This window comes from Devosia sp. SL43, from assembly GCF_021729885.1.
Classification (GTDB): Bacteria; Pseudomonadota; Alphaproteobacteria; order Rhizobiales; family Devosiaceae; genus Devosia.
Genome location: NZ_CP063401.1, coordinates 3,552,567 through 3,565,972, shown reverse-complemented (window position 1 = coordinate 3,565,972; position 13,406 = coordinate 3,552,567). Strand labels below are relative to the sequence as shown.

At 63.2% G+C, this 13,406-nt stretch carries 11 protein-coding genes; 4 read left to right on the top strand and 7 right to left on the bottom strand.

The window, feature by feature from the left end; genetic code table 11:
* Positions 1-77: 77 nt before the first annotated feature.
* The 4 genes from IM737_RS17430 to IM737_RS17415 all read left to right on the top strand — a co-directional run bounded on the left by IM737_RS17430 (position 78) and on the right by IM737_RS17415 (position 5,147).
* Positions 78-1,559: an ABC transporter substrate-binding protein gene (locus IM737_RS17430; protein WP_236896162.1), complete on the top strand. Its 1,482-nt coding sequence runs from the start codon at positions 78-80 to the stop codon at positions 1,557-1,559.
* Positions 1,560-1,784: 225 nt separating this feature from the next.
* Positions 1,785-2,738, top strand: coding sequence for an ABC transporter permease (locus IM737_RS17425; protein WP_236896160.1), 954 nt, complete (start codon positions 1,785-1,787; stop codon positions 2,736-2,738).
* Complete coding sequence (locus IM737_RS17420) at positions 2,735-3,574, top strand: ABC transporter permease (RefSeq protein ID WP_236896158.1); 840 nt, start codon at positions 2,735-2,737, stop codon at positions 3,572-3,574. Before IM737_RS17425 ends, IM737_RS17420 begins: the two co-directional genes overlap by 4 nt.
* On the top strand, positions 3,561-5,147 hold the full coding sequence (locus IM737_RS17415; protein WP_236896156.1) for a dipeptide ABC transporter ATP-binding protein: 1,587 nt from the start codon (positions 3,561-3,563) through the stop codon (positions 5,145-5,147). The genes IM737_RS17420 and IM737_RS17415 overlap by 14 nt, the downstream gene beginning before the upstream one ends.
* 88 nt (positions 5,148-5,235) lie before the next feature.
* Here the strand turns inward: IM737_RS17415 and IM737_RS17410 are convergent, their stop codons facing one another.
* The 7 genes from IM737_RS17410 to IM737_RS17380 form a co-directional block, all read right to left on the bottom strand.
* Complete coding sequence (locus IM737_RS17410) at positions 5,236-6,204, bottom strand: Bug family tripartite tricarboxylate transporter substrate binding protein (RefSeq protein ID WP_236896154.1); 969 nt, start codon at positions 6,202-6,204, stop codon at positions 5,236-5,238.
* Positions 6,205-6,277: 73 nt separating this feature from the next.
* Positions 6,278-7,951, bottom strand: coding sequence for a beta-galactosidase BglA (gene bglA / locus IM737_RS17405; protein ID WP_236896152.1), 1,674 nt, complete (start codon positions 7,949-7,951; stop codon positions 6,278-6,280).
* A 24-nt stretch (positions 7,952-7,975) separates the two neighbouring features.
* Positions 7,976-8,644, bottom strand: a complete 669-nt coding sequence (locus IM737_RS17400) for a UPF0149 family protein (RefSeq protein WP_236896150.1) — start codon at positions 8,642-8,644, stop codon at positions 7,976-7,978.
* A 66-nt stretch (positions 8,645-8,710) separates the two neighbouring features.
* A complete protein-coding gene (locus IM737_RS17395) occupies positions 8,711-10,021 on the bottom strand; it encodes a GH1 family beta-glucosidase (RefSeq protein WP_236896148.1) in 1,311 nt (436 codons plus the stop codon).
* Between the two features lie 239 nt (positions 10,022-10,260).
* A complete protein-coding gene (locus IM737_RS17390) occupies positions 10,261-11,340 on the bottom strand; it encodes an Mrp/NBP35 family ATP-binding protein (RefSeq protein WP_236896146.1) in 1,080 nt (359 codons plus the stop codon).
* A gap of 75 nt (positions 11,341-11,415) precedes the next feature.
* Positions 11,416-12,069, bottom strand: a complete 654-nt coding sequence (gene fsa, locus IM737_RS17385; RefSeq protein WP_236896145.1) for a fructose-6-phosphate aldolase — start codon at positions 12,067-12,069, stop codon at positions 11,416-11,418.
* Positions 12,070-12,153: 84 nt separating this feature from the next.
* Complete coding sequence (locus tag IM737_RS17380) at positions 12,154-13,338, bottom strand: amino acid aminotransferase (RefSeq protein ID WP_236896143.1); 1,185 nt, start codon at positions 13,336-13,338, stop codon at positions 12,154-12,156.
* Between the last annotated feature and the right edge of the window lie 68 nt (positions 13,339-13,406).

Below are 13,406 nucleotides of genomic sequence, written 5' to 3'. Positions count from 1 at the left end.
GCGCTGCCATGTTAGTGAGGCTCCCCTATATGTTGGGGCCAACGGGCGCGAAAATGCGCCGAGGCGCGGGGATTACGATGAACAAGACTGTCAAGGCTTTCGGGCTGGCACTGGCGCTCACCACTGTTGCGGCCGGCATGGCCATGGCGCAGCCGACCGAGTTGCGGGTTGGCGTGGCTTTGGAGCCCCCGGCACTCGACCCGACCGCCGGGGCGGCGGAAGCCATCGACATCGTGGTCTATCAGAATGTGTTCGAGGGATTGACCCGCATCGACCAGACTGGTGCCGTGCAGCCGGGCCTCGCCGAATCCTGGACCATCTCCGAAGACAACCTGTCCTATACATTCAAGCTGCATGACGGCGTTACCTTCCATGACGGCACGGCGTTCGACGCCGAAGACGTCAAGTTCACCTTCGACCGCATCCTGGCCGAGAACAGCGTCAATGCGCATAAGGAGTTCTACGAGCCGATCGCGAGCGTAACGGTGATCGATCCGCTTACCGTCGAGCTCAAGCTCAGCCGTGTCATCGGCAACTTCCTGTTCGATATCGGCCGCGGCGACGCAGTGATCGTGGCGCCCGAAAGCGCCGACAACAATGCCACCACGCCCATCGGCACTGGCCCCTTTGCCTTCGTGCAGTGGGACAAGGGCAGTCGGGTGATTCTGGAAGCCTACGGCCCTTATTGGGGCGAGCCGGCGCATCTGACCAAGGCGACCTATGTGTTCGTCGGCGACGCCGCCGCGCTGACCAACGCCCTGTTGGCAGGTGACCTCGACGGCACCAACAATTTCGGCCAGGAAGGCCTCGCCGTTTTCGAGGGCAATCCGCAGTTCCAGATCCTGGTCGGCACGACCGAGGGCGAGACGATCCTCTCGACCAACAACAAGAAGCCGCCCTTCGATAATATCAAGGTGCGCCAGGCTATGGCGCATGCCCTTGATCGCCAGGCCATCATCGATGGCGCCACCTATGGCTATGGCGTGCCGATCGGCAGCCACTTCGCGCCGCACAATCCCTATTATGTCGACCTGACCGCGACCTATCCGCATGACGTCGCCGCAGCCAAGGCGCTGCTGGCCGAAGCGGGTCTTGCCGATGGGTTCAGCGCCACCCTGAAAATTCCGCCGCTGGCCTATGCCCGCCTGTCGGGCCAGATCATTGCCAGCCAGTTCGCTGAAGTCGGGATCAAGCTGGAGCTGATCAACGTCGAATGGGCGCAGTGGCTTGAGGACGTCTACACCAACAAGGACTACGACCTCACCATCGTGAGCCATGTGGAACCGTTCGACATTGGCAATTATGCCAACCCCGATTACTACTTCAACTACGACAATCCACAGTTCCAGGCGCTGATCGAGACCCTCAATGGCACGACCGACGACGCCAAGCGCAAGGAACTGGCCATTGAGGCGCAGACGATCCTCGCGAACGACGCCGTCAACGGCTACCTGTTCGAACTGCCGCAGACCGGCGTGTGGAACGCCAAGCTCACGGGCATGTGGCAGAACTCGCCCATCGAGGGGCTGGTGTTGCGGGATATCAAGTGGGCTGAGTAGTCAGGCAGTCACAGTCAGCCAGGCAACCCCCTCCCGAGCGCCGCTAGGCGCTACGCGCCAAGCTTTGCTTGCCCTCCCCTCAAGGGGGAGGGTGGCATGGAGTATGGGGCAAGATCCCGTTACAACCACAGAATTCACCTCCCCCCTTGTGGGGGAGGCAAGCAAAGCTTGGCGCACAGCGCCTAGCGACGCTCGGAGGGGGGGCCCTTCGCCCCTGCCCCATCAGTGATCCTCTTCGTCCTCCGCCGCTTCCTCGGCTTTGCAGTTACCCTCTTCGTCGCGGCCCTCGTCATCTTCTGGCTGCTTGATCTGCTGCCGGGCGATCCGGCGCAGTTCATCCTGGGCATCACGGCGACGCCGGAGGCCGTTGCCAACTTGCGTACGCGGATGGGCCTCGATGCGCCGGCGCATGAGCGGTTCCTCAGCTGGGTCCTGGGCATGCTGCAGGGCGATTTCGGCCAGAGCTATACGCAGCGTGCGCCCGTGGCGCAGTTGATCTGGGAGCGGCTGGGAGTCACCCTGCCGCTGGCGGTGTTTGCCATGATCATCTCGATTGCCGTCGGCCTGCCGCTGGGAATCCTCGCGGCCCGACGCCGTGGCAAGGCGCTCGATACCGGGCTGATGGTGCTGGCGCAGATGGGCGTTGCCATCCCCAATTTCTGGTTCGGCATGCTGCTGACCCTGCTGTTCGCCGTGGTGCTGCGCTGGCTGCCGCCGGGCGGCTTTACGCCCTGGGACGAGAATCCCGGCCTCGCCTTTCGCGGTCTGATCCTGCCCAGCCTGGCACTGGCCCTCCCACAAGCGTCCATCCTGGCGCGCGTAATGCGCACCGCTCTGGTCGACGTGACCGGGCAGGATTTCATCCGCACGGCGCGGGCCAAGGGTCTGACCATGGGCGAGGCGGTGTGGCGGCATGGCGTGCGCAATGCGCTGCTGCCGGTGCTGACCATTCTCGGGCTACAGTTCGCGTTCCTTGTGGCCGGCACGATCATCGTCGAGAATGTGTTCTATCTGCCGGGTCTCGGCCAACTGATCCGGACCGCGATTTCCGAGCGCGACCTGATCCTGGTGCGGAGCGCGACGATCATTCTTGTTATCGCGGTGACCGCCACCATGCTCCTGACCGACATCGCCTATGCTTTGGTCGATCCCCGCCTGCGCGACAGGAGCAGTCCATGAGACGGCTGCTCGCCCACCCGAGCCTTGTCATCGGCCTGTTGGGCACATTGGTCTTTGCGCTGCTGGGCCTTGTCTCGCTGGTCTGGACGCCCTTTCCGATCGAGCAGATCGATATCGGGCGTCGCTTCCTGCCGCCAACGCCGGAGCATTGGCTGGGGACAGACAACCTGGGTCGTGACATGGCTTCGCTGGTCATGTCAGGCACCTTCACCAGCTTTCTCGTGGCAGCACTGGCCGTGGCAATCGGCGCGGGCATCGGCGTGCCGCTGGGCTTGGCCGCAGCGGCCTGGGGTGGGCCGGTCGAGTGGCTGGTGCTACGGTTCAGCGATTTCGTCTTTGCCTTCCCCTCGATCATCGTGGCCATCCTGATCACCACCTTGTTCGGGGCTGGTGCCATCAATGCCATCATCGCCATCGGCATCTTCAACATTCCGGTCTTCGCCCGCGTGGCGCGCGGTGGGGCGCTGAGCGTGGCAACGCTCGACTTCGTCGCGGCGGGGCGGCTCGCCGGGTTGGGCAATGCCATGATCGCCTGGCGGCACCTGCTGCCCAACATCATGAGCCTCCTCATCGTGCAGGGCACAATTCAGCTCTCGCTGGGAATCCTGGCGGAAGCCGGGCTCTCCTATCTCGGGTGGGGCACCCAGCCGCCAGCCACCAGCCTGGGCCTGATGCTGCGTGACGCGCAGGGCCTGTTCCTGATCCATCCGCTTCTGACGCTGATCCCTGGTCTGGCCATCGTGCTCATCGTCATCGCGCTCAACATTGCCGGCGATGGGCTGCGCGATGCCATCGATCCACGCCTGCGGCAGGGACAGACCAATGTCCTTGCTTAAGGTTTCCGGACTTTCCGTGCGCTTCGGGGCGACCGAAGCGGTCAGCGATGTGAGCCTTACGCTGCAGCGGGGCGAGCGCTTCGGCATTATCGGTGAAAGCGGCTCGGGCAAGACGCTGACGGCGCTGGCGGTAACGGGGCTTTTGCCCGAAGGCGCCAGGATGGGTGGGAGCATCGCCTTCGATGGCACCCCCCTGCCCTCGTCGGAGCGCGAGATGGCGCGGCTGCGCGGCAAACGTATCGGCATGGTGTTCCAGGAGCCGATGACGGCGCTAAATCCGCTGATGCGCGTCGGCGATCAGATCGAAGAGGCGATCCGGCTCAATGACGCCGGCACTGAGGTCGATGCGCTGCTGACCGAAGTGGGCCTCGAGCATCGCCATGGCGAGCGCTTTCCGCACCAATTATCGGGCGGGCAGCGCCAGCGAGTGATGATCGCCATGGCGCTGGCCAGCGAGCCGGACCTGCTAATCGCCGACGAGCCAACCTCGGCGCTCGATCTAATCACCCAGCGCAAGGTGCTCGACCTGATCGCGGAGATCTGCGAGCGCCGGCATATGGCCCTGCTATTCATCAGCCACGACCTCAAGGCGGTCGGCGCGCTGTGTTCGCGGGTGGCGGTAATGCATCGCGGCAAGCTGGTCGAAACGGGACTGGCGACGTCAGTCTTCTCGGCGCCGCGGCAGGTCTATACCCAGAAACTGGTGGCGGCGTCGCGCTTCGATATCCGTCCGCTGTCGCGGCCGCCGATCGGAACGACGCTGCTGGAAGTGGACAAGATCACCCGGGACTACAGGCAGGGTGGCGCCCTGTGGTGGGGTCAGAAACCTCTGCGGGCGGTAAACCAGGTGAGCTTCTCGGTGGCCGCAGCGGAATGCCTGGCGCTGGTGGGGCCATCGGGCTGTGGCAAGACCACTTTGGCCAAGATCATTGTCGGGCTGGACAAGGCGACCTCTGGCGAGGTGCGGCTCGACGGCGTGCCCTATCACGGATCGGACCTGCCCAAGGCGCTGCGGCGCGACGTGTCGCTGGTGTTCCAGGACCCGTTCGGCAGCTTCAATCCGCGGCGGACGATCGGGGATTCTTTGGCCGAGCCGCTGCGGCTGGAGCCGGGTCTGCAGCTCGACACGGTACGGGCGCGGCTGGAGGAGGCCGTCGAGGCCGTGGGCCTCCACGCCGATATGCTCGAGCGCTACCCGCATGAATTTTCGGGCGGGCAGCGGCAGCGGTTGGCCATTGCACGGGCGCTGGTGACGCGGCCGAAACTGCTGGTGCTGGACGAGCCGGTATCGGCCCTGGACGTGTCGGTGCGCGGCGAGGTGCTGGCGCTGCTGGCCCGATTGCAGGCCGATTTCGGGCTGACCTACCTCATCATCAGCCACGACCTCGACATGGTGCGCGCCATGGCGGATCGCGTGCTGGTGATGGAGGCGGGTAAAATCGTCGAAGCGGGCAAGCCGGCGGAAATCTTCGCCCGACCGCAGCACCGGCTGACGCGGGAGCTGGTCGGGGCGCGATTGCCGGAGATTGGCACCATCGCGTCAGCCACACTCGATCGTCACCCTCGGGCCTGACCCGAGGGCTCTATACTTGCGGAGCGTCCAGTAAGTACAGGACCCTTGGGTCAAGCCCGAGGGTGACGCCCGGTGGGTGGGGCATGTCCTACTGGATCGTCACCCCGGCCGCCTCGATCACCGGCTTCCAGCGCGCGACTTCGGACGCGACATGCGCCGCCAGTTCTTCCGCCGTGGAGCCCACCACGATGGCACCAACGCCAGCAAGGCGCTCCTTCACCGCGGGATCGCTTACCGCCGCCACGGCGGCTTCATTCAGCTTGGCCAACACCTCGGGCGGGGTGCCCGTCGGAGCAAACAGCGCGTTCCAGGTGTTGGTCTCGTAGCCCGGGACGCCGGCCTCATCCATGGTCGGCACATCAGGGAAGCTGGCGGCCCGTTCGAGCGTGGTGACGGCGAGCGGGCGCAGAGTGCCGGCCTTCATGTGCTCGGTTGCCGAGGGCAGATTGTCGAAGATGATCGGGACGGCGCCGGAGAGCGCGTCGACAAGTGCGGGACCTGAGCCTTGATAGGGCACATGCACCATGTCGGTTGACGTCATGGACTTGAACAGCTCGCCCGAAAGATGCAGCGGCGTGCCGTTGCCCGATGAGGCATAGGCGTGGGTCTCCGGCTCGGACTTGAGCTTGGCAATCAGCTCTTCCACCGTGTTGGCCGGGAAGTCGGGGTTCACCAGCAGCACGTTCGGCACCGTCACCAGCAGCGAGATCGGCGCGAAATCGGCCGATGGATCGAAGGGCGGCGTGGCGTAGAGCGAGGCACTGAGGGCGTGGGTGGCGATGGTGCCCATGAGGATGGTGTAGCCATCTGGCGGCGCATCGGCCACGGCAGTCGCACCAAGGACCCCACCGGCGCCGGCCTGGTTGACGACAAGCACCTGCTGGCCGAGCTGGGCGCTCATGGCCTCGGCGACAACACGGCCCACCAGGTCAGTCGAGCCGCCGGCAGCGAAGGGCACGACCAGGTTGATGGGCTTGTTGGGAAAGTCCTGGGCAAACGAGGGCGCAGACATGGCGAGCGCCCCGGCGACGGCCAGGGTGGTCAGCAGAGATTTCATGATTGTGTTTCCTCCCGATAACAGGGAGGGAAGCAGGCCGGATGGATTTGGTTCCACCTGGCCCGCATTATTCTTACAGCACGCCGATATAGGCCCCGAATGGCTCCAGATCGATTTCACCATCGATCACGGCCGCCCGGACGCCAGGGCAGCCGGCGGCGGCCGGAGCCAGCCCTGCCGGCACGGCGAATTCTGCCGCTGCCTCGCTCATATTGAACACGCAGAGCAGGCGCTCGCTCTCATGCACGCGGATGAAGGCCAGTACGTCCGGATTGATGGCATCGACCAGTTCGATGGTGCCCTTGGCCAGTGCCGGGTGAGCTTTCCGGAACTGGAGCAGCGCGCGGTAGAATTCGAGCACCGAACCGTCGACCTTGTCCTGGGTATCCACGGCGTGAACAAGGTGTTCGGCGGGCACAGGGAGCCAGGTCTTGTTGGCGGTGGAGAAGGCGCCGTTGGAGGCGTGGGCCTGCCAGACCATGGGCGTGCGGCAGCCGTCGCGGCCCTTGAACTGCGGCCAGAATTCGATGCCATAGGGATCGACCAGATCCTCGAAAGCCAGTTCAGCCTCCTTGAGACCCAGTTCCTCGCCCTGATAGAGGCAGACCGAGCCGCGCATGGCCAGGATCAGCGTGGCAGCGAGACGGGTGAAGGCAGCCTCCTGCCCGTGGGTGGCCCAGCGGCTGACATGGCGGACCACGTCGTGGTTGGAGAAGGCGAGGCAGATCCAGCCATCCGGCGCGCCGGCTTCGGTGGCAGCGATTGAATCGCGGAAGTGCTTGGCGGAGAACTCGCCGCCCAGATAATCGAATGTATAGGCCATGTGCAGGCGATCTTCGCCTGACGTGTATTGCGCCATGATTTCAAGCTGGTGCTGGCTGTCGCCGATTTCACCAACGGTGGTTGTGCCCGGATATTCGTCCATCATGGCGCGCAGGCGCTTGAGGAAATCGAGGTTTTCCGGGCGCGACTTGTCGAACAGGTGCTCCTGGAAATTGTAGGGATTCACTGCCGGAGCGGTCGAGGCATTGAAATCCTCGGGCCTGACGACTGGGTTGGATTCCAGACCCGTCGAGTGGAAGTAGAAGTTCACAGTGTCGAGGCGGAAGCCATCGACGCCGCGCTCGAGCCAGAAGCGCATGTCGCCGAGCAGCGCGTCCTGCACTTCGGGGTTGTGGAAGTTGAGGTCAGGCTGGGAGACCAGGAAATTGTGCATGTAATACTGCATGCGCCTGGAATCCCACTGCCAGGCCGAGCCACCAAAGATCGAGAGCCAGTTATTGGGCGGCGTGCCGTCGGGATTGGGATCGGCCCAAACATACCAGTCCGAGCGGGCATTGGTGCGGTTCTGACGGCTTTCCGAGAACCAGGGATGCTTGTCGGACGAGTGCGAAATCACTTGGTCGACGATAACCTTGAGGCCGAGCGAATGGGCCTTCTGCACAAGGCGATCGAAGTCTTCCAGCGTGCCGAAGCTGGGGTCGATGCCCCGGTAGTCGGAAACGTCGTAGCCGAAATCCTTCATCGGGCTGGTGAAGACCGGCGACAACCAGATGGCATCGACGCCCAGATCGGCGACGTAGTCCAGGCGGCTGGTGATACCGACCAGATCGCCGACGCCATCACCATTCTGGTCCTGAAAGGAGCGCGGGTAGATCTGGTAGATCACCGCACCGCGCCACCAATCCCTGTCGATAGCAGCATCCTCGACAGTCTTGGGCTCGGTCATCATCGATATGGCAGACATGGTCGTCTCCGGGAAAACGGGTGTTCAGGCGCCATGGCAGCGCTTGTATTTGAAGCCCGAGCCGCAGGGGCACGGGTCATTGCGCCCTGTTGAAGCAACGCGCAGGGGCGCCTGGGGCGCGGCCAGGCGATGGGCGCGATAAAGTTCGCCGGCCAAACGCGGGATGATGCCTGGAGCCTCCCGGATCAGGTTGGCAATCGCGGGATCGTTCCGCTCTGCCTCCGGCATCCGGGGATCGCTGACGGCGAGCAGGTCGGTGATGCCGAACGCCGCCTCCTGGGCGCGCGATTCCTTGTGGCTCTGCAGCAGCTTTTCCCAGCTGCGGAGGCGCAGGCCCATGGCCTGCTCGAAGCCATCGAGCCAGATTTCCCAGAGAACGTCATCACCGTCGACGTCGTAAAGCGGCTGGTAGCGGTCCGCGGCCAATTCAGCAGTGATGGCATCGCGACGGGCGAGTATGAGTTGGGAGAGCTCCGCCATATCGACGCCGAGCATGGCGGCGTCGCCCGTATTGGTCACCTCGACCCCGAATACGCCCGGCAGCCATTCAGCTTCGTCGATCTCCTGTGGCGACACGATGATCCCGCACAGGTATCCGTCGAGTTGCCCCAGCACCATGGCGTCGTCGCCCAAGGCATCCAGCATGCGGTCAAGGCGCATCAGGTCTGGGTCGAGGTCTTCGAAATCACTCAAGGCAAGAAGCATCCAGGTTTACGCGCGAACACCCTCGCGCGAACCCGGACGCAAAAGCAAGCCGCGTCAACGCGTATTGTGCAGCATGCCCTGGAAGGCGTGATAGCTCGACTTCGGCGTCCGCTGTTGGGTTTCGTAGTCGACATGGACGATTCCGAAGCGCTTGTTGTAGCCCTCGGCCCATTCGTAGTTGTCGAGCAGCGACCAGGCGAAATAGCCGCGCACATCGGCGCCCTGCTCCCGCGCAGCCAAAACGGCCTGCAGGTGGTCCTCGTAGTAGCGCACGCGACGCGGGTCGTCATTGCCCTCGACTTCGGCCATGCCGTTCTCGGTCACATAGAGCGGGATCTTGGTATAGTCGTTGGAGACGCGGACCAGCAGGTCGCTGAGGCCTTTGGGGTAGATTTCCCAGCCGATATCGGTCTTTTCCAGCGGACCCTTGACCTGTTCGATCGGGCTGCCGTCGGTGCCGGCCTTGTAGAGTCCGCGGGTGTAGTAATTGATGCCCAGCCAATCGAGCGGACGGGACACCACTTCCATGTCGTTCTGATAGCCGGCAGGCAGGTTATCGCCCAGCCAGGTGGTGACGACCTCCGGATACTGTCCCTTGAGCACGCCGCCAAGATACCAGCGGTTGAACAAGGCATCGCCGAGATCCATGGCCGCCAGATCTTCTGGCTTGTCGGACGCGGCTTCGGACTTTTCGAGGTTGAGCACGATGCCCAGGTTCTTGGCGCCATTCGCACGCAGGGCGTCGATGGCCGTGCCGTGGGCGAAGAGCACATGGTGCATCGCACGGGCTGCGGCGCGCATGTCGCGATAGCCCGGCGCGTGGATGCCCAGATAGTGGCTGAGGAAAGCCACGCACCACGGCTCGTTGATGGTGGCGGTGGCATGCAGGCGATCGCCGAATTTTTGGGCGATGAGCGCGGCGTAGTCGCCGAACCAGCTGGCAATATCACGATTCATCCAGCCGCCCTTGTCCTGCAGGGCCGACGGCAGGTCCCAATGGTAGAGCGTGGCATAGGGCTTTAGGCCGCGTTCGAGCATGCCGTCGACGAGACGGTCATAGAAGTCGAGGCCGGCTTGGTTGACCTGACCTGTGCCTTCGGGGATCAGCCGCGGCCAGGCGAAGGAAAAGCGATAGCCGTCGAAGCCGCCATCGCGGATCAGGTCCAGATCCTGCGGCCAGAGTTCGTAGTGGTTGCAGGCATTGATGCCGGTATCGCCATTATGGACATTGCCTGGCGTGGACGAGAACGTATCCCAGATCGACGTGCCGCGGCCATCGCGCTGGCCGCCCTCGATCTGGTAGGCGGCGGTGGCGACACCAAAGGTGAAATCCGGACCGAAATCCTTACGGTTGATCGAGAACATGGACGCTCCTCTGGCCGGCGCTTTCGCCGTGTTTGGAGAAGCCAGATAGCCGATGCAATCGATTTACGCAATCGATTGCAGAAAGTCGACGGCTCCCTGCGCGGGCCTCTAAAGGTCTCGGTAAGCTCGCCTGTCGGCCTCGGTACTCCACTCCTCAAATACCGCGAATGGATCATCGCGCCTGATAGGCTTCGACCGAAAGCCGAGAAGCCCTTGAACCCACAAAATCAATGCCCTCATCATGATCTCAACCCTGGAGTGTTTGCCAGTATCTGCCGAGCAATGGCGCGGAAGGCATCTGCCTCGGGACCACTGGGATTGGCTGCCACTGGCGGGCGGCCGGCGTCGGAGCCTTCGCGGATCGACATGACGAGCGGGATTGCACCAAGGAAAGGCATGTTCATGTCGGCAGCGGCGCGCTCGGCGCCGCCGGAGCCGAAGATGTCGTAGCGTGTGCCGGTATCGGGAGCGATGAAGTAGCTCATGTTTTCGACCAGGCCGAGTATGGGCACACCGAAACGCGGCAACATGTCGATGGCCTTCTTGGCATCGATCAACGCCAGATCCTGCGGGGTCGAGACGATGACGACGCCGTCGACCTCGGCCTGCTGGAACAGCGAAATATGGATATCGCCCGTGCCGGGAGGCAGGTCGATGACGAGGATATCGAGTTCGCCCCAATCGGTTTCGCGCAGCAGTTGGCGCAGCGCCGAAGTCGCCATGGGGCCACGCCAGACAACGGCCTGGTCCTTGACCAACATGGAGCCGATGGACATCGCCTTGAGGCCAAAGGCCTCATGCGGGGAGAATATGCCATCGTCGCGAATGGCGGGCTGGCCTTCAAGTCCGAGTAGCTTTGGAATGGAGGGGCCATAAAGGTCGGCATCGAGGATGCCAGTGCGCAAGCCCTCGGCCTGGAGCGCCAGCGCGATATTGACCGCGGTGGTGGATTTCCCGACGCCGCCCTTACCCGAACCAACGGCGATGATGTGCTTGATTCCAGTCACCGGGGTCTTGCCTGCAGGTACCGGCTTGCCATGCGAGAAGGTCGGACCGGCCTTTGGTGGCGCTTTCCCGCCGGTGAGCGAGACCATCACCTTGCGCGTGCCAGCGATCTTTTGCGTCACGGCAGCGGCCTGCTCGCGGGCCGGGCCGAAGGCGGCTTCCATGCCCGGAGCGACCGCAATAGCGAAGGCGACGGCACCTGAGGTGACGATGATGTCGGAAAGGCCGGCATAGCCGGCAAGGTCACCGCCGCCGGGGATTTCGACGGCGGCAAGCGCGGACTTTATGGCAGCGGCAAGTTCGGTATCGGCCATGCGAGCCCCCACAAAAGCAGAAGACCTCACCCGAGGGAGAGGTCTTCCGGGTGTTCAATGTCGGACGACGCGATCCTAAAGGATCGACTGGCCCGTGGCTTTCCAGTCCTTCAGGAAGCCTTCAATGCCGGCATTGGTCAGCGGGTGGTTGGCCAGCTTGCGGATTACGTCGGGCGGGATGGTGGCAACGTCCGAACCGGCCAGCGCGACCTGGGTCACGTGGTTGGGCGAGCGGATCGAGGCCGACAGGATCTGGGTCTCGAACTGGTAGTTGTCATAGATGGTGCGGATGTTCTCGATCAGCTCGACGCCATCGAGGTTGATGTCATCGAGACGACCCAGGAACGGCGAGATATAGGTCGCGCCGACCTTGGCAGCCAGCAGCGCCTGGTTGGCCGAGAAACACAGCGTGACGTTGGTCTTGATGCCCTTGTCGTGGAAGTACTTGGTGGCCTTGAGGCCATTGAGCGTCAGCGGCAGCTTGATGACGACGTTGGATGCGATCTTGGCGAGGTGCTCGCCTTCGGCAACCATGCCCTCATATTCAAGCGAGGCGACTTCGGCCGAAACCGGGCCGGGGACCAGCGCGCAGATCTCGGCGATGACTTCCTTGAAGTCGCGGCCCGACTTGGCAATCAGCGATGGATTGGTGGTGACGCCGTCGAGGAGACCGGTCGCATAGAGCTCCTTGATGTCCTTGATTTCCGCAGTATCGACGAAGAACTTCATGGTTCCCTCCTAGGTCCTTTGGGCTTGCCCTTTAGGCAAAAGATGTAGCACGGCAATCACTTGCCGCAAGGCCAATTGCTGGCGCTATTTGATGGCGGCAAGGAATGCGTCGGCCAGTTCGCCGACGCGATCTTCCGGTATGCCGGCGACATTGATGCGACTGTCACCAATCATATAGATGCCGTTGTTGGCCTTAAGATGTTCGACGAAGGCGTTATCCTGGCCCAAAAGCGAAAACATGCCGCGATGGGTTGCGATGAAGTCGAAATCTTTCGAATTTGACCGCTGGCGGATGGCTTCACTCAGCTTCTCGCGCAGTCGGATCATGCGGCCGCGCATGGCGTTGAGCTCGGTTTCCCATTCAGCGCGCAGTTCGGCATCCTCGAGGATGGTGCGGATGATTTCGGCGCCATGATCGGGCGGCTGGCTATAAGCGCCGCGGATGATGTTGAGCAGTTGCGACTGGGCGATATCGGCCTGTGCGGCATCCTTGGCAATCAGAATGGCGGCGCCGACGCGTTCGCGGTAGAGGCCGAAATTCTTGGAACCCGAGAAGGCGATGAGCGCTTCGGGCACCGAAGCGATGACCTTGCGGGTGCCATAAGCGTCCTCGAGTAGGCCATCGCCGAAGCCGAGATAGGCCAGGTCGATGAAGGGCAAAGCGCCTGATCGGGCGAGGCTGGCAGCGACATTATCCCATTGACCGGGCGTGAGATTTGCGCCAGTTGGGTTGTGGCAGCAGCCATGCAGCAGGACGACGTCGTCCTTGCCGAGCCTATCCAGCGTGGCCAGCATTTGCTCGAATTTGACGCCGCGGGTTTCGGTGTCGAAATAGGGGTAGGTCTTGACCACGAGACCGGAATTTTCGGCGATCGGGTTGTGGTTGGGCCAGGTCGGGTCGGAGACCCAGACCGTGGCGCCTGGGCGGGCGCGGTTGACCAGCTGCATCAGCACCCAGAGCGAGCCCGTGCCGCCTGGGGCCTGGGCGATTCGAACGCGGGAGCGGTCGACGCTATCGGCCAAAGCCAGGTCGAGCACGGCGGCGCCATAACCCTTGTTGCCGGCTATCCCAAGGTAAGTCTTGGTCTTTTCGTTTTCCAGAATGCGCTGTTCGGCCTTGCGGACGGCGGTCATCACGGCGGTGACGCCCTTTTCGTCCTTATAGACGCCGACGCCGAGGTCGATCTTGGTGGGGCGGGCATCGGCCGCGTATTCGCCCATCAGCGCCAGGATCTTGTCGCCGGGGGCCTTGGAGAGGGTCTCGAACATGTCTGGGGTCGTTCCGGTGGGGAGGCGGGGTTGTTATAGGCGGCGCAGCAATTTTTGCAATGCGCCGA

Coding starts and splice junctions, on each gene's coding strand:
- IM737_RS17430 (WP_236896162.1), top strand. CDS start 78: ATGAACAAGACTGTCAAGGCTTTCGGGCTGGCACTGGCGCTCACCACT.
- bglA (WP_236896152.1), bottom strand. CDS start 7,951: ATGTCTGCCATATCGATGATGACCGAGCCCAAGACTGTCGAGGATGCT.
- IM737_RS17395 (WP_236896148.1), bottom strand. CDS start 10,021: ATGTTCTCGATCAACCGTAAGGATTTCGGTCCGGATTTCACCTTTGGT.
- IM737_RS17410 (WP_236896154.1), bottom strand. CDS start 6,204: ATGAAATCTCTGCTGACCACCCTGGCCGTCGCCGGGGCGCTCGCCATG.
- IM737_RS17420 (WP_236896158.1), top strand. CDS start 2,735: ATGAGACGGCTGCTCGCCCACCCGAGCCTTGTCATCGGCCTGTTGGGC.
- IM737_RS17415 (WP_236896156.1), top strand. CDS start 3,561: ATGTCCTTGCTTAAGGTTTCCGGACTTTCCGTGCGCTTCGGGGCGACC.
- IM737_RS17380 (WP_236896143.1), bottom strand. CDS start 13,338: ATGTTCGAGACCCTCTCCAAGGCCCCCGGCGACAAGATCCTGGCGCTG.
- IM737_RS17390 (WP_236896146.1), bottom strand. CDS start 11,340: ATGGCCGATACCGAACTTGCCGCTGCCATAAAGTCCGCGCTTGCCGCC.
- fsa (WP_236896145.1), bottom strand. CDS start 12,069: ATGAAGTTCTTCGTCGATACTGCGGAAATCAAGGACATCAAGGAGCTC.